16 protein-coding genes and 1 pseudogene are annotated in these 16,005 nt (G+C 70.1%); 9 read left to right on the forward strand and 8 right to left on the reverse strand.

Translation table 11 applies throughout. The features are described from left to right. Positions 1-117 precede the first annotated feature (117 nt). The 8 genes from KVT45_RS07730 to KVT45_RS07765 all read left to right on the forward strand — a co-directional run bounded on the left by KVT45_RS07730 (position 118) and on the right by KVT45_RS07765 (position 4,936). Complete coding sequence (locus KVT45_RS07730; protein ID WP_217545735.1) at positions 118-474, forward strand: hypothetical protein; 357 nt, start codon at positions 118-120, stop codon at positions 472-474. A gap of 129 nt (positions 475-603) precedes the next feature. After that, complete coding sequence (locus KVT45_RS07735) at positions 604-864, forward strand: hypothetical protein (RefSeq protein ID WP_217545736.1); 261 nt, start codon at positions 604-606, stop codon at positions 862-864. A gap of 262 nt (positions 865-1,126) precedes the next feature. Further along, positions 1,127-1,366: a hypothetical protein gene (locus KVT45_RS07740; RefSeq protein WP_217545738.1), complete on the forward strand. Its 240-nt coding sequence runs from the start codon at positions 1,127-1,129 to the stop codon at positions 1,364-1,366. Between the two features lie 262 nt (positions 1,367-1,628). Continuing rightward, on the forward strand, positions 1,629-1,874 hold the full coding sequence (locus KVT45_RS07745; RefSeq protein ID WP_217545739.1) for a hypothetical protein: 246 nt from the start codon (positions 1,629-1,631) through the stop codon (positions 1,872-1,874). A gap of 395 nt (positions 1,875-2,269) precedes the next feature. Further along, positions 2,270-2,566 (forward strand): hypothetical protein, encoded by a 297-nt coding sequence (locus KVT45_RS07750; RefSeq protein WP_308310672.1) that lies wholly within the window; start codon positions 2,270-2,272, stop codon positions 2,564-2,566. A gap of 330 nt (positions 2,567-2,896) precedes the next feature. After that, positions 2,897-3,136: a hypothetical protein gene (locus KVT45_RS07755; RefSeq protein ID WP_254646401.1), complete on the forward strand. Its 240-nt coding sequence runs from the start codon at positions 2,897-2,899 to the stop codon at positions 3,134-3,136. A gap of 136 nt (positions 3,137-3,272) precedes the next feature. Beyond that, the gene (locus KVT45_RS07760; protein WP_217545741.1) at positions 3,273-3,524 is read left to right on the forward strand and encodes a hypothetical protein; all 252 of its coding nucleotides are present in this window, start codon (positions 3,273-3,275) and stop codon (positions 3,522-3,524) included. 617 nt (positions 3,525-4,141) lie between these two features. Further along, positions 4,142-4,936: a hypothetical protein gene (locus tag KVT45_RS07765; protein WP_217545742.1), complete on the forward strand. Its 795-nt coding sequence runs from the start codon at positions 4,142-4,144 to the stop codon at positions 4,934-4,936. Positions 4,937-4,988: 52 nt separating this feature from the next. Here the strand turns inward: KVT45_RS07765 and KVT45_RS07770 are convergent, their stop codons facing one another. Together KVT45_RS07770 and KVT45_RS07775 are read right to left on the reverse strand one after the other, a co-directional pair. Then, positions 4,989-6,254, reverse strand: coding sequence for an NAD(P)-binding domain-containing protein (locus KVT45_RS07770; RefSeq protein ID WP_217545743.1), 1,266 nt, complete (start codon positions 6,252-6,254; stop codon positions 4,989-4,991). Further along, positions 6,254-7,513, reverse strand: coding sequence for an ATP-grasp domain-containing protein (locus KVT45_RS07775; protein WP_217545744.1), 1,260 nt, complete (start codon positions 7,511-7,513; stop codon positions 6,254-6,256). The genes KVT45_RS07770 and KVT45_RS07775 overlap by 1 nt, the downstream gene beginning before the upstream one ends. Before the next feature lie 164 nt (positions 7,514-7,677). Between KVT45_RS07775 and KVT45_RS56160 the strand changes: the two genes are divergently transcribed. Continuing rightward, positions 7,678-9,015 carry a glycoside hydrolase family 26 protein gene (locus KVT45_RS56160; RefSeq protein WP_254646402.1) on the forward strand — a complete coding sequence of 446 codons (1,338 nt, stop codon included), beginning with the start codon at positions 7,678-7,680 and terminating at the stop codon, positions 9,013-9,015. A gap of 41 nt (positions 9,016-9,056) precedes the next feature. Here the strand turns inward: KVT45_RS56160 and KVT45_RS07780 are convergent. The 6 genes and pseudogenes from KVT45_RS07780 to KVT45_RS07805 all read right to left on the reverse strand — a co-directional run. After that, positions 9,057-10,148, reverse strand: a pseudogene (locus KVT45_RS07780) (GNAT family N-acetyltransferase); the annotation flags it as partial. 141 nt (positions 10,149-10,289) lie between these two features. Next, entirely contained in the window at positions 10,290-10,931 is a 642-nt protein-coding gene (locus KVT45_RS07785; RefSeq protein ID WP_089105298.1) for a lipopolysaccharide biosynthesis protein, read from the reverse strand. Beyond that, the gene (locus tag KVT45_RS07790) at positions 10,928-12,079 is read right to left on the reverse strand and encodes a glycosyltransferase (RefSeq protein WP_217545746.1); all 1,152 of its coding nucleotides are present in this window, start codon (positions 12,077-12,079) and stop codon (positions 10,928-10,930) included. The genes KVT45_RS07785 and KVT45_RS07790 overlap by 4 nt, the downstream gene beginning before the upstream one ends. Before the next feature lies 1 nt (position 12,080). After that, a complete protein-coding gene (locus KVT45_RS07795; protein WP_217545747.1) occupies positions 12,081-12,845 on the reverse strand; it encodes a polysaccharide deacetylase family protein in 765 nt (254 codons plus the stop codon). Beyond that, positions 12,829-14,652: a lipid II flippase MurJ gene (locus tag KVT45_RS07800; protein ID WP_217545748.1), complete on the reverse strand. Its 1,824-nt coding sequence runs from the start codon at positions 14,650-14,652 to the stop codon at positions 12,829-12,831. Before KVT45_RS07800 ends, KVT45_RS07795 begins: the two co-directional genes overlap by 17 nt. Beyond that, entirely contained in the window at positions 14,643-16,004 is a 1,362-nt protein-coding gene (locus tag KVT45_RS07805; protein ID WP_217545749.1) for an O-antigen ligase, read from the reverse strand. The genes KVT45_RS07800 and KVT45_RS07805 overlap by 10 nt, the downstream gene beginning before the upstream one ends. Between the last annotated feature and the right edge of the window lies 1 nt (position 16,005).

Raw genomic sequence — 16,005 nt, forward strand, 5'->3', positions numbered from 1 at the left:
CTCGTGGTCATGTCTCCCCGAAAGGCGCATGAAGGACATTCAGGCGCCGTGGTCAAGGGCTCGATCGCCGTCGGCGGCGGGCCCGGCGAACTCCCGGGAGGACCATTGCCCCGCCGTATGCTCCGCTCCGCGGCCACCGTGCTGGTGGTTTCCGCACCGCTCTTCACTGCCGCGCACGCGCGGGCCGCGTCGGGGGACTTTCCCTGCGCCGTCGCCATCCAGAAGATCAGCTCCTCGACGACCAGCGGGGTCAGCCTCACCCTTTTCTGCGGTCGGACGCAGACCGTCGACGTGAGCATCGCGGCGGGCGGCGCCGAGCTCGCGAGTCTTCAGGAGACCGTCCAGGCCGGCGTCCAACGGACCGTCAACCTCACCGTGCCCAAGGTTCCGCAGGTCTGCGCCACGCTGCGGACCGGCGGTGTGAGCACCTTGGTGTGCACCCCCGAAGGCAGTCGGTTGTCCGAAAAAAGTTAATAGTTCGATTAGTTGCACTCGGTTGGCCGTGTCTGGAATGTGGAGATAAGTGAGGTGCATGTTATCGTCTGTGACGAGTCGGGCACGGTCCGTGAAGAGGGTCGTGTGCGTGAAGAAATCGGAGACATCATGCAGAAGCTCAAGAAGGCCGCTGCCGTGGCGGTCATGGTCGGCGGCATCGGGCTTGTCGGGGGAGGGGTCGCCAGCGCCGGTGAGGGGCACTACAGCGACCCGTACCCTGGCGGCTTCGCCGTCAACAACCTGCAGCTCGCGGACTGCCAGCAGTCGTTCGACGGCGGCGCCGCCTTCGCTCCTGCCAATGGCGCGGTCACCGGCGACCTGAACCAGAACATCGGCAACTTCTGCTCGAACGTCAACCTGGGGCACTGATTTCAAGGGCGCTGTGGAGAGCCGGTCTCGTGCTGCTGCGCGAGGTCGGCTCCTCGCTGTGTGCCGAGGTGTCGGGTTGCGGTGACCGGCTTTGCGGCCTGCCCGCCCGATGATTTATATCCGTTATGGGATTTATCGATCCATTCGAGGTGCTCGATGTGGTGTGTCTGGAATATGGAGTTAAGTGAGGCGCGTGTTATCGTCTGTGACGAGTCAGGCACGGTCCGTAAGGGATCGTGTGCGTGAAGAAAGCGGAGACATCATGCAGAAGCTCAAGAAGGCCGCTGCCGTAGCGCTCATGGTCAGCGGCATCGGCGTTGCCGGTGGCGGTATCGCCAGCGCCAATGACGGTCCGGAGGTTGCCATCCGCAACCTGCAGGTTGCGCAATGCCACCAGGACTTCGACGCGGGCGCCGCCTTCGCCCCTGTCAACGGTGCGGTCACCGGCGACCTGAACCAGAACATCGGCAACTTCTGCTCGAACGTCAACCTGGGGCACTGATTTCAAGGGCGCTGTGGAGAGCCGGTCTCGTGCTGCTGCGCGAGGTCGGCTCCTCGCTGTGTGCCGAGGTGTCGGGTTGCGGTGACCGGCTTTGCGGCCTGCCCGCCCGATGATTTATATCCGTTATGGGATTTATCGATCCATTCGAGGTGCTCGATGTGGTGTGTCTGGAATATGGAGTTAAGTGAGGCGCGTGTTATCGTCTGTGACGAGTCAGGCACGGTCCGTAAGGGGCCGTGTGCGTGAAGAAAGCGGAGACATCATGCAGAAGCTCAAGAAGGCCGCTGCCGTAGCGCTCATGGTCAGCGGCATCGGCGTTGCCGGTGGCGGTATCGCCAGCGCCAATGACGGTCCGGAGGTTGCCATCCGCAACCTGCAGGTTGCGCAATGCCACCAGGACTTCGACGCGGGCGCCGCCTTCGCCCCTGTCAACGGTGCGACCACCGGCGACCTGAACCAGAGCGTCGTCAACAACTGCAATAACCTCGCCGTCCTCGGCCAGCACTGATTCAAGGGCGCTACGGAGAGCCGGTCTCGTGCTGTTGCGCGAGGCCGGCTTCTCGTTGCGTGCCGAGGGCGTCGGGTCTCCGGTGCGCTGCCGGGGAGTGCCTCCGGTGGGTGAGGGTGGGGTGCGTGAGGCCCTCGTTCAAGTGCCCGTCGGAGGCTCTTTGTCGTGTGTGGCCTGGTGCGCCGAATGGCGGGGTCGGTGAACGGGCCGGCCGTGCCTGCTTCTGGTCCGGGTGGTGGGCCGGCTCTGTGGTCTGCCGGCCCGGTGACTTTGATAATTTATGGGCTTTATGGCGCTATTAGATGCACTCGATCGGGTGTGTCTTGAATGCAGCGTTAAGCGAAGCGCGTGTTACCGTCTGTGGCGAGTCGGGCACGGTCCGTAAGGAGGATCGTGTGCGTGAAGAAAGCGGAGACATCATGCAGAAGCTCAAGAAGGTCGCTGCCGTAGCACTCATGGCCGGCGGCATCGGGCTTGTCGGTGGAGGGGTCGCCAACGCCGGCGCGGCGCACTGCAACGACCCGCGCCCCGATGGCGTCGCCATCAACAACCTGCAGCTTGCGGACTGCCGGCAGTCGTTCGATGGCGGCGTTGCCTTCGCTCCTGTCAACGGTGCGACCACCGGCGACCTGAACCAGAACATCGGCAACGCCTGCGTGAACAGCAACGCCCACGTCGTCGACGTCGACTGATTCGAGGGCGCTACGGGGAGCCGGTCTCGTGCTGTTGCGCGAGGCCGGCTTCTCGTTGTGTTCCGAGGGTGTCGGGTCTCCGGTGCGCTGTGGGCCGAACGGGAGCTCGGTGAAACGGGGCGACCGTGCCTGCTCCTGGCCCGCGCGGTGACCGCCTCCGTGACCTGCCTATCCGATGAGTTATATCCGTTATAGGACTCATGTATCCATTGAAGACACTCAATCGGGTGTGTCTGGAATGTGGTGTTAGGCGAAGTGCGTGTTATCGTCTGTCACGAGTCAGGCACGGTCCGTAACGAGGGTCGTGTGTGTGAAGAAATCGGAGACATCATGCAGAAGCTCAAGAAGGCCGCTGCCGTAGCACTCATGGTCAGCGGCATCGGCATCGCCGGCAGTGGTATCGCCAGCGCCAATGACGGTCCGGAGGTCTTCGTCGACAACCTGCAGGTCGCGCGCTGCCACCAGGACTTCGACGCGGGCGCCGCCTTCGCCCCTGCCAACGGTGCGACCGTCGGCGACGTGCACCAGAACATCGGCAACTTCTGCTCGAACGTCAACCTGGGGCACTGATCTCGGGACGCCGGCGGCAGTCGGGTCCCATACGCGGAACAAGGGGATGTCGAGGTAGTGAGAACTCGGCGTCCCCTTGCCGTGTCAGTCGTATCCCGCCGTCGCGGCGGTCGAGAGTCAATACACGGAGGTTTACGTGCGCAGGTTCAAGAAGGTCATGCTGGTGACCAGTGTTCTCGGTGGCGTCGGCCTTGCGGCGGCCGGTACCGCCCAGGCGGCGGACTGCGGCGACGAGCCGCCCCGCACCACCGTCAAGAACGCCCAGCTTCTGGACTGTGACCAGGCGTTCCAGTCCTCTCTTGTCACCATCAACGCGCCGATCACTGTCGGCGGAGACCTTACCCAGAACATCGGCAATTTCTGCACCGCGATCGCGCCGGGAAAATGATCGGCTGACGGTCCGGCGGCTGGTGGGGGAAGAGGGCCTGGGCTGTTCGCAGAGATGTACCAATGGGGTCAGCGGCCGCGCACGGCGGCCGCTGACCTTTTTTCACATCAAAGCGCCGACCGTCAATCGCAATTAACCTCAATCGTCCTATGGCGCCATGCGGATGAAAACCGGCCGCGGCTCGGCCGAAAGAGGGGTTACCGCTTGATACGGGTTTTCCCGCTGAGGCACCATCGGGTTCATCCTTCTGCTGAAGAGGGTGTGAGCCGGTCCACGCCTCGGAGGGGACATGGGTAATTCGATCATCATGCCGCGCTGTCCGGAGACGGGGAAAGCGTCGTTCCGCACCGAATCCGAGGCGAGATGCTGGCTGATCAAGCAGCCGCTGCTGGAGAGAATCCCGGACCGCATCTACCTCTGCTCGGAATGTCGCTATTGGCATTTCACCGGGTCCCATCACTGGACCAGTCAGAAAATCGGATGGCAGCGAAACTACGGCAGACGTGAGGCTGCTTCCCGGCGCCACAGCGGACGGCGGAAGAAGAACTGACCACTCACCTGCCGCAGCCGCCCGATTTCCTCTTCCAGCTTCTTCTTCGACCAGAAAGACGACCAGAATGCGACAGAACCTGAGCAAGGGAATGATCGTGGCCGGTTGCGCGACGACCCTCCTGTCGCTGTGGGGCATCCCGGCGCTCGCGGACTCGCGGACCGACGCGGCCACGGCCGAGACACTCGGCACCCTGTCCGGCCACAGCGCCGCCGACGTCCCGGTGGACGCTCCAGCGAAGACCGACGACGTGCCGGCCTACGGGGCGCAGGGTGCCGACCGGGGTGCCGACCGGGGAGCCGAAGGCGGTGACGCCGGCAGGACGAGTGACCACGGTCGCACCGGTGGTCAGCGCGACGTCGACGGTTACGGCGACGACAGCGGCTCCGGCCGCGTGGTCGGGCAGGGTGATTCGGGCGGCTCCGGGGGGATCGCCGGACACGGTGATTCGGGCGGCTCCGGGGGGATCGCCGGACACGGTGACTCCGGCGGCTCCGACTGGATCACCGGACTCGGCGATGTGAGCGGCTCCGACTGGATCACCGGGCACGGTGTCGACAGCGGCCGGGGCGACGACGTCACCGGCGGCTACGGTGACGACGAAACTCCGCCCACGACTCCCCCCGCACCGCTGCCGTCCTCGCCGCCCCGGGTGGCGACACCGCCCAAGCCGGCTCCGCACGTGCACACCCCGTCCTCCGGGCCGTCGACGGCGCCGCCCGCAGCACGCCCCGAGCAGCCGCCGTCCCTCGCAGAGACCGGGGTCGGCAGCGAGACCACGGCTGCCTCGGGCGTTGCCGCGTTCCTGATGGCGAGCGGGGTCATCTTCTATCGACGGGGCCGGGCCGCGTCCCGTCGGTAGTACTTTGCGGCAGGGGGCCGGACCTGGCACGTCCGACCCCCGAGGCCTACCGTCAGCAGCGGGCCCGCGACGGTGCTTCCGCGGTGCTCCATCCCACCCGCACGGGCGACGCGTCGCTGAGCGGTGTGCCGCGCAGGCGGCGGCGCACCCCTCGTACCAGTGCCGTGGCCGTGAACGTGGCTCCGTGGACGAAACGCATGGCGGGGCCGAACGATGAAGCGGTCAGCAGGCCTGCCAGGAAAAGCCCCGGGTGCGAGGACTCCAGGTCCCGCCCGGCGACTGGGGAGCCGTCGGCCGCCGTCGCGAGGCCGCCGCGCAGCTCGTCGGAGAGCAGGCCGAGCCGGTCCAGGGTCGCCCGGAACCCCGTTGCGGCGATGACGTGTTCGGTCTCCAGTGTCAGCGGCCCCCCGGTCAGGCTGACCGTGTCCAGCCGCACCCCGCCCGGCACCGCGCGAGCCGCGGTGATGTCCCGGTCGAGCAGCACCTCCACCGCCGACTCCACCCGGTCCCGCACCCACCAGGCTCCCGCCGGGCCCAGCGCGGTGGCCGCGACGCGGGTGCGGACCGACTCGGGGAGGTGTCGGAAGAGGCCCGGGCGCTCGGCGTAGAACCAGTTGCGCCAGCCGCAGCCCAGGCCGCTGTGCGGCAAGCGGGCCGACTGCCACCAGGGACGCTGCCAGGCAGGTGGCACATCGTTCCAGTGCAGTCGGTCGGCCCGGACCATCACCCTTACCCGAGTTCCCTGTTGGGCGAGCAGCGCCGCGGTCTCCAGGGCCGCCTGGCCGCCGCCGATCACCGTGACGTCCCTGCCACGGAATTGTTCGAGGTCACTGTGATGGCTGCTGTGCGAGACGAGCGAGGGATGCAGACGGCGCAGCGGAGCCGGCATCTGTGTGAAGGGCATGACACCGACCGCCAGCGCCACCGTCCTCGCGTGCAGCACCTCTCCGTCCTCGGTGACCGCCTCGAACCCGGCCGGATGGGTCGCCACCCGGCTCACCATGCGCTCGTCCACCGGGGGGACGGCGTTGGACGCGAACCACAGACCGTATGCGGCGAACGTCGCCACCGGGATCGGCTCGGCGTGACGGGCCGTCATCCCCTGTGTGGCGCAGTACGCGTCTAGCCGCCAGCGGCCCTCGGGATCCGTGAGGTTGGAGGCCCACGGCTCGGACTTCAGGAACATACCGGGTGGCATGTGGTCCCGCCAGGAGGCCATCGGCCGTCCCAGCACGCGCAGGTTCAGCCCGGCGGCCGCCGCGTGGGACGCGATGGACAGGCCGTACGGGCCGGCGCCCACCACCAGAAGGTCGTACATCAGGAGCTGCTCGCTTTCTCGTCGTCGGTCGAAGTCGATGTGGCTCTCTGAGGGATCAGGCGCACCGGAGCGGGCGCCGACGCGGCAGCGCCCAGTCGCTGATGCAGTCTGCGTGGCACATGACGGCACCACAGCGCCCACATCGCGCGGCCGGGTGCGGAGTCGTCCCGGGCGTGCCAGGCCAGTTCACGCCCACCCGGGGCCGGCTGCAGCGCGGCGAGCGGCGCGTAGTTCTCCACCATGAAGACCCGCCCCGCCCTCGGTGCGCCCTCCGGCAGCGGACGGTGTGTCAGGTCGAGGTGCAGGGCTCGTACGACGTCCAGGCCGGCGGTGTCGGAGAACAGCCGGAACTGGGCACCGGGACGTGGGTTGAAGTCCAGCAGGTGGTAGCGTCCCGTCGCGCCGCACTGCCGGAAGTCCATGTCGAGGACGCCGCGGTAGCCCAGTTCGGAAGTGAACCGCTCGGCCAGCGCCCGTACCTCCGCGTTGGGGGCCCAGTAACCGACCGCGGTCAGCCCGGCCCCGCGCGGCCAGGCCTGCTGTTTGCATCCGACTCCGCCCGCGCGGACGATGCCGAAGCGGTCGGCGTACCCGTGGAAGAACCAGTCGCGGCCCGGCCCCGGTGGCAGACGCTGCTGCAGCAGGAGCGGGCTGCCCGCCTCATCGGCGCGTGCATACAGCTCCCGCGCCTGCTGAGTGGATGTCACCACCGTCGTGCTGCGCAGTCCGCCGCCGGCCGGCAGCAGCCAGGGCCGGCTCCATTTCGCGACCGCCGGCAGACCCAGTCGAAGGACGGCGCCGACGGCCTGGGCCGGGCTGTCCGGGACCAGGGTCACCGGATGCGGAACGCCCACGGACGCACACAGGGCGGCCAGTTCCGCCTTGTCGGCGAGGCGTTCGGGCAGCACACCGGAAGCGGCCGGCAGCAGATAGAAGGGCGCCAGCGCCTCGCCCATGCGACCCACGGCGATCGCGCTCGCGTCGTCCATGGGGATCAGAACGGCGGGATGCGCGATCCGGGCGGCCACCCGACGCAGCACGTCGGCGATCTCGCGGGGGGAGGCCCCGAACGGTGGCGGAGGATGCATCCGGTGCACGAAACGCGATCGGGATACGGGACTTCCTGCGGAATCGGCGACCACATGTACCTCCACACCGGCTCTGCCGAGTGAGCGCACGGCCCCCAGCGTTCCGTGGTGAAAGGGATTCCGGTCCACGCGCAGCACAACTGCGGGGACGCGGATGTCGAGAAATGACACGGGCTTTGTTCCTTCGCGTCGGTTGACCCGTTCGGGCGAGCAAGGCACTCGAAAGCCATGGGGCGGTGGCGTTTTTTCATTTCATGTGACTGACTTCATATGACAGGGCGTCAGCAATGCGGATGGACAAGGCGCAGACAATGCGGCAGTGGAGAGGAACAGGAATGGCCCCACAGCAGAGCCGGGTCCGGACGGGGCGGCTGGCAGTCGTGGCCGCGACAGTCGTCGCCTCGGTCGCGCTGGCGTCCGGCACCGGCCTCGCGGCGGGGACGGTGCGCCCGGCCGGCAGCCCCGTTCCGACCCCGGTCACGACGCCGCCCGCGGTGACCGCACCGTCCGCGCCGTCCGCGCCGTCCGCATCGGTGGCGCCGGCCGTGCCCGCGACCACGCCGGTCCCGTCCGTCCCCGAGCCGCAGAAGCCGGTCCCGTCCAGGCCCGCCACCGCGACGAAGCCGACCACCGCGACGATGCCGACGCCCCGGGAGGAGACTCCCGCGTACGGTGCCTTCCTCGGTTCCGGTTCTCTGGGGATGGCTCGCATCGAGTCCTTCAGCCGCTGGCTGGGCGGTGCAGACGTGCGCGTCGGCCACACGTATCTGCCGGGCGACCACTGGCAGGACATCGAGGGCGATCCCCGCTTCCTCGACACGTGGGCGCGTTGGCGCAGGGAGAAGGACGACCGGATGCTCGTCCTCAACGTGCCCCTGCAGGAACGCAACGAGGAGGGCCTCTCCGACACCACCGTCCGGGCGCTGTTGCGGCAGGGCGCGGCCGGAGAGTTCGATCAGCACTTCCGTGTCCTCGCCGAGCGGCTGGTCGCCGCGAAGGTGCCGGACACGGTCCTGGTGCTGGGGTGGGAGATGAACGGCACGACGTACACCCACCGCTGCGGGCCGGATCCGGAGGCCTGGAAAAAGTACTGGAAAAGAATCGTCACCGTCATGCGTTCGGTGCCGGGCCAGAGGTTCCGGTTCGACTTCGCACCGAGCCGCGGTCTGGACGCCGTCGCCTGGACCCGGTGTTATCCGGGGGACGACACGGTCGACATCATCGGAATGGACGCGTACGACCAGCCGCGCGGTCTTTCTTTCGACGAGCAGGTGAAGGAGCCCTACGGACTGCAGGCGCAGGTGGATTTCGCGAAAGCTCACGGCAAGCCCATTTCCTATCCCGAGTGGGGTCTCTTCCGAAACGGCGATAACCCCGTGTACATGCGGCGCATGCTCGAGTGGATGGACCAGCACAAGCCGCTGTACAACACGCTGACCGACTACTGCCCTCACGGTGTCTGGGAGTGCACCTCCCATTCCCTCTCGTCTCTGGTCTACCGGTCGTTCCTCTTCTCTTCGGCGAGTCGGCCCATCGCGTCGGCCGCATCCACGGCATCCGCCCCGCAGCCGGCCGCGATTGGTTGCCCGCCGTCGGCCCTCGGCGACTGGCTCCGGCACTCGCTCGGCGTGCTGCCGTGGCTGCGCCCCGAGTCGTGGTTGTGCGCCCGGTGACGGTCCGCGTCGGCGGCGGGCGCCGGAGCCGGTCCGCCGTCACCGGCACGCGCGGCCAGGCGGCGCAGCACCTCCTTGCCGCGCCGGCGCGCGACCACGTCCCAGGCGACCGCCGACATCAGCGGAGCGGTGGGCCGCCGGGCCAGAAGCAGCCGATGGTTGGGGACCGCCCGTGGCCGCCAGTGGTGCTTGTACGGCTCGTCGCCACGCAGGAGGCTCAGCGTGGCCGGCCCGTCCGCACGCATGTGCCGGGTGCACGCATCGAGCAGCATGACCGCCACGTCCGCCTTGCGTTCCCGCAGGCGCGGATGGGCGCCGTACAGATAGGCACCGGCGAGCCGCCGCGACAGCAGGGTCAGATCCACGGCCACCACGTCGTCGTCGATCCGGAACTCGGTGACCATCGCGCTTCCCGAGCGCACCATCGGCCCCACCGACCGCACCAGGTGTTCGCAGAACCGGCTGCGCAGATGCTCCGGCGTCACCTTTCGTTCCTGCCACTGGAGCCGGTGCAGCTCCAGCAGTCTGCGCAGCGCCGCGTCCACCTCGTCCGGCCGTACGACGTTCCGCTCCACGCCGAGCGCCTGGAGCCTGCGGAGCTTGGCCCGGACCCGCTGGGCCCTGCCCGAGGGCAGCCGGGAGAGCAGTTCGTCCATGGGCAGGGCGGGCAGTTCCAGGCACAGGGAATCCTGCATTCGCAGCCTGGGGCCGCCCCAACGGTCGTACACCTGCTCGACAGCGCTGCCTGGGCGTACTTCGCGGAAGTCGATCAGCGCGGTGCGGGCGGCGGCCGACAGGCCGTCCGCGAGGGCGGCGGTCGCACGGTCGGCGCGCTCGTCGTCGATCAGTACGTCCGAGTGGTCGGAGATGCTGCCGCCCAGCGGGATCAGCACCGGCAGCGGGCGGCGCCGGAGCATCAGGGGAGCGGCGGCGACCAGGTCGCCGCCCTCCCGTACCAGGAGCAACCGGAGCCGGCCTTCCCGGCCGTAGGACAGCCACCACGAGTGCAGCCAGGCGTGGCTCTGGAACGGGGTCGCCGTACCGCACCGCGCGTACAGCCGTTCCCAGTCCGTCGCCAGTTCGGCGAAGGCGGACCCTTCGGTCACGAGTTCGGTGGAGAACGCGGGCCTCACCGGGTGCTCCGTTCGCGCTCCGGATGCCGGCGGTGTGTGCTGCGTGGGAACCGATCCTGCACAGTTACCTCCTTTGCGAGGAATCCGGGTTGGTGCCAACCCGGCGCGTGTCGGTCGCATACACGATCGACCCAAGCGGTGTCAGTGGGCGTCGGCGGCGACGGCCGGCCCCGGAACGAGCGCCGTGGGCACGGCATCCTCCTTGGACCTCCGGGGCCGCGCGAGCAGGAACAGGCCGCCGAGCAGCCCGCCCGCGCTCGCGCCGACGGCACCGGTCACCACCGGCGACGCGGACGTCGGCAGAGTCGGCCGCACCGCCGGGGAGAATTCGAGGAGCTGGATGTGGGTGCTGTCCTTGGTGCCGTTCGCGTGCCGGACCAGCGCACGGGTGACCCCGTTGGCCATGCCGGAGGCGAGGCGGGGCCGCGAAGAGGTCGCCGAGACCGCGACCACCGGCGCGTCCGGAGAGGCCGCCGTCCGCACACTCCGCTGCAGTGTCCGGACCGGCACGCGCGCCTCTGCCTGGGCGTCCAGGAGGACCGCGAGCTGGGTGGCGGCTCGGCCGTATGCCTGGGCGAAGCCGAGCGCGGTGCCCGGGTCGGAGCGGTCGGTCGGGACGACGACCACGTAGCTGGTGGCCGTGTACACGGGGCCCCGGTACACGGCGTAGCCACCGCCCAGCGCACCGCCCACGAGGGTGCAGCCCGCGAGCATCGACCAGGACAGGAGGGCCCGACGGGCCGAGTGGCCCAGCCATCGGCGCCGCGTGAGGTTGTCGGTCATGGCGAAGTGACTCCCTGAGGTGAGGGGGACGACGAACTGGACACCGCCGCCGCGTACACGTCCATGAGCCGGGCGGCATTGCGGGCGATGCTGTAGCGGCGGGCGGCGTCCGGGGCCGTTCGAGGGCCGGGGCCGGCTGCGCGGACCTCGGCGACGGCACGTGCGTACGCCTCGGGTCCGCCGCGCACGCGCCGGGCGTCGGGGGCGGCCTGCGGGGGCAGGTCCTCGATCGCCGGGCAGGAGGCGTAGAGCACGGGCAGTCCGGACGCCAGGGCTTCCACGACAGCCAGCCCGAAGGACTCCTCCGGCGACGGCGACGCGAGCAGGTCCATCGCGCAGGTGAGGGCGGGCAGGTCGAGGCCGCTGGAATCGTCGGACAGGTAGGGGCGCTCGCCGGCGAACACGACGCGGCCGGCCACGCCGGCCTCGTGGGCCGTGCGGTGCAGGACGCTCTCCTGCGGACCGCCACCGACCAGCAACAGCCAGTGATCGTCGGGAAGCCGGGAGATCGCCCGGACCAGGACGTCGAAGTGCTTGCCCTCGGCGAGTCGGCCGATACAGCCGACGACGTACGCCTCATCCGGCAGTCCCAGATACCGGCGGGCGCGGTGACGTCGTACCGGGTCGAAGCGGAAGCGGGCCAGGTCGATGCCGTTCGGGACGACCTCGATGCGTGGGGCGGGCACTCCCCAGCGCCTGAGACGGTCGGCGACCGTGGGAGAGACGGCGACCGTGGTGGAGCCGAGCCGCTCGGCGGCCAGGTACAGCGCTCGGACGCCCGCGGTCAGCCTTCGGCCCTCCATCTGGGAGTCGCCGAGGGAGTGTTCCGTCGCCACGACGGCTCTGACACCGGCGAGCCGGGCGGCCGGCCGGCCGTAGACGCAGGCGCGGTACAGATGGGTGTGCACCAGGTCGTAGCCGCCCGCGCGGATCAGGCGGACCAGCCGCGGAAGCGCGGAGAGGTCGCGGTTGCCGCGCATGCCGAGGTGGTGCACGCGGATACCGTCGGAGACCAGCCCGGTGGCGACGGCACCCGGATTGGTGAGGGCCACCACTTCGCCCTCCACGGGAAGATGCCGCAGCAGCAGGCGGAGTTGCTGTTCGGCGCCGCCGATGCCGAGGCCGGTGATGATGTGCAGCACCCTCATGTCAGACACCCCCCACCGGACGCCGACGCAGCCGGTGGAGCCGGTACTTGAGGTGGAGCCGCCAGGAGGTGTCGTTCTGGCCGACGTGCAGGCGGGGCAGGGCGTGCCGGCCGGACAGCGGACCGGGATCGATGGCGCAGGCGTAGGCGTAGCCCGCGTCGCGTACGGCGGAGACCACGCGCCGGTCGACCGTGCCGTACGGGTAGCAGAAGCCGTCGACCGGGGCGCCGGTCAGCTCCTCCAGCAGCTCCCTGCTGTGGGCGGCCTCGGCTCCGAGGGTGATGTCGTCGACCCGGGTGAGATCGACGTGTGTCAGCCCGTGCGAGCCGATCTCCACCCCCGCGGCGGCCGCGTGCCGGACGCCTTCCGCGGTGAGCAGCGCCTTGCGCGGGCCGAGCGGATCCCAGGAGTTGACGCCGCCGAACCGCCCGGGCAGCACGAAGAGGGTGGCACCGCAGTTCCAACGGTGCAGCACCGGAAGGGCGTGGGTGAGGAAGTCGGCGTATCCGTCGTCGAAAGTGAGAGCGACCAGGCCGCGCCCCTCGCCTCGGGCACGGGCGGAGAACAGCTCGCGCAGCGTCACGCCGCGCAGTCCGCGCCGGTGCAGCCAGGCCAGCTGCTGCTCCAGCCGCCCGGGGGTGACGGTGATGCGGTACGGGTCGTCCGAGCAGTCGCCGACGGAGTGGTACATCGCCACCCACGGCACCGTGCCGGCGCGCACCGCCGGTCGACTGCTGATGCCGGCGGAGTCAGTTGGAGCGGCCATGAGTCAGCCTTCGTGTGACGGTGTGTGCGGACTGGAGCACGGCCGTGCAGCCCTGAGCGCCCAGGGCCCGGCCGAGCAGAACGAAGACGGCGGTCACGGTCAGGCTCCCGGCCGCGAGACCCGCCACAGGGGAGCCCGGCCCGCGCGCGGCGAGCGTTCCCGCCAGCGTCGCGACCGCGGCCGCCAGGGCGGGCCTGCTCAGCTCGGCCAGTACCTGCCGGACACGGATCGGGACTCCGCGGGCGCCGGTGTGCGGCATGACTCCTCCTCCGGGTGCCGCGGCCGGTGCCGGGACCGCGACCGTGCCGGGGGCGTGGGGCCGCTCACCGCTTCCGGAGTCCTCCGCACCGCAGGAGGGCCCGGCGTTTCGGACCTCGGCTGAGGCGTTCGGCTCACCCGCGAAACCGACGAGCAGCAGCGCTGCCGTGACGGTGATGCCGGCCGCGTTGGCGGCGGCGATCCCCGACACGCCCCAGGAGCCCACGGTCCCCACACCGATCCAGGTGGTGGTGACGACGCCCGCGGCCATGGTGAAGAACGGGTACCAGGTGGCCCGTCCGGTCGAGAAATAGGAGCGGATCAGGACTCCCACCAGGGTCTGGCCGAGCAGACCGAGGGCGTACACCCGCAGCACGCCCGCCGTAGCGGCCGTGTCATGCGCGGTGAACGCGCCCCGCTGGAAAAGGAGTTGGATGATCTGTGGGGCACAGGCGATCACTCCGGCCGTGCCGAGGAGTACCAGGCAGGAGGCCAGGGCGAGGTCCCGCTCCACCCGGTCCCGGGCCCGTTCGAGGGCGCCGTCGGCGATGGCCCGCGCCACCAGCGGGAAGGTGACGGTGCACAGCATCAGGGACAGCGTCATGGGGATCTGGGCGACCTTCTGCGCGTAGTTGAGGTGCGAGATGGCCCCGGCGGGCAGCGTGGAGGCGAGGAAACGTTCGATCAGGACCTGGGACTGACGGCACAGCGCGAACAGGAGAACCGTGGCGACGAGGGCGAGGCTCATCGGCCGTACCTCGGCCGGGGCACCGACGGCGGCGCGGGTGCGTCTGCGCAACTGCCGCCACAGGGAGGGAAGCTGCACCATCGCCATCAGGCAGCCGCCCACCGCGACTCCGGCCGCCGCGGATCGCACGCCCCAGCCCGGGCCGAGCAGCAGCATCGAGGCGATGATGCCGGCGTTGTAGACGACGTAGATGGTCGCGGGCGGCAGGAAGCGCCGGTGCGCCCGTAGGGCCGCGCTGCAGTACCCGGCCAGGCCGAAGGTCAGTGCGCAGGTCGCCGTCAGCCGGGTGCAGTCGACGGCGAGGCGGGGGTCGGGCAGGCCGGGGGCCAGCGCCTCGACCAGGTAGGGGGCTCCGCCGGCGATCAACGCGGACACGGCGACGAAGCCGAGGGACAGGCGGGGCAGGGTGGTGGCGACCAGGCTGCGGACCGGATCCCCCGGAGCTCCTTGCGTGCGCCGTGCCAGCGCCATGCTGAATGCCGGGATCAGCGCGAAGGCCAGTCCGTCCTCGATGAGCAGTGTGGCGGCGAACTCCGGCACGGTCCACGCGATCAGGAAGGCGTCTGTCTCACTGCCCGCCCCGAACAGGCGGGCCAGCGCCTGGTCGCGCACCAGTCCGAGCAGTGCCCCGAGGATCGAGAGTGACGCGGTGATGAGCGTGGCCTTGGCGAGAAAGTCCCCGGTGACCGCGGCGGGTTCGGTATGTTCCCCGGCCCGCGCGGCGGCCGGCGCCGAGGGGCCGGCCGTACCCTCGCAGGGAGCGTCGGCAGCACGCAGGGTGCGCGGAGTCGTCATCGCCATAGCCCGACGGCCTCCTTCGCCGTCCCCGGCATCGCGACCGGTGCCCCGGCCTCCTCCTCGTCGGTCCCGCCCAGTGCGCACCACGCCACCAGCCCGAAGACCACGGAGGTCACCACCGTGGAGTGTCCACCGATGTCGCTGTAGGCGAAGTCGGTCAGCTGCCATACCAGCAGTCCGCAGGCGACGAGCGCGCAGTCCATGCCGTGTCGCGGCGTGGTCCGCGTCCGCCGCAGGCGGCGCAGCGCGCACACCAGCAGGGCCAGCCAGCTTCCGACGAGACAGAGCAGCCCGATCAGACCCTGCTCACCGAGGACCAGCAGATACATGTTGTGCGGTGACAACAGCGGCTGCCTCAGGTACGCGGAGCCCGCGCCCTCGGTGTCGCTGGCCGACGACAGCGCCACCGAGGCGTAGCCGTCCCGGTACTCGGGGAAGCCCTTCAGCCCGACGCCGGCCACCGGACGTTCGCGCCACATGGCGGTCGAGGCCGACCACATCGCGTACCGGTCGGCGACGGACTGGTCGGGGGCGTCGGCGACCTGCGTGATGCTGTCGATCCGTTCCTGCAGCATCTGGGTGCCGACCCCCAGGCCGCCCACCAGGACCACGCACGCCGCAGCCGTGGCCGCGGCGACCTTGAGCGCGCGCCGCAGTCCGGCCAGCACCAGCTGCAGCGTGCAGGCCACGGCCGTCGCGATCCACGCACCCCGGCTGAAGGACAGTGCGAGCGGCAGCAGCAGCGCCAGCGCGCACCCGGCGGCACCGGCCCGCTGCCGTACGGAGGAGTGCCCGAGCGAGAGACCGACCGCGCACACCATGCCCACGGCGACCACCGTCGCCATGCCCATCACGTCCTGCGGCCCGAACGTGCCCACGGCCCGGATGTCCTCGCCCTGGTAGGAGGCACCGGACCCGGTGACGTACTGGTGCACGCCGACGGCGCCCTGCCACAGCGCGAGCCCCACGAACGACCAGGCCAGCAGCCGGACGTCCGCCCGGCCCCGGACCAGCAGCAGCACGGCCGCCGGCACCAGGACGAAGATCTGCAGATAGCGGGCCAGGCCGATGATCCCGCCTTCGGCCGAGGGCGCCCCCAGCGCGGCGACCGTGACCCCGACGACCGGCAGGCCCAGCACCACTGCGGCGGTACGCGACAGGGGACGCCGCCGGTCCCGTACCAGACGGAACACGCAGACCAGCACGACCAGCCCGGACGCCACGTCGGCCGGCCCAGGGCCGTCCGCGCCGGCCGAGGAGGGCGGCAGCGCCAGCAGGCCGAGCACGGCGACCGCGGGCAGTACCGGCGGCAGCGCGGCGATACGACGGGACGGCGGGGCCGGAACATGACTCACG

This window comes from Streptomyces sp. GbtcB6, assembly GCF_019091475.1.
GTDB classification, from domain to species: domain Bacteria; phylum Actinomycetota; class Actinomycetes; order Streptomycetales; family Streptomycetaceae; genus Streptomyces; species Streptomyces hyaluromycini.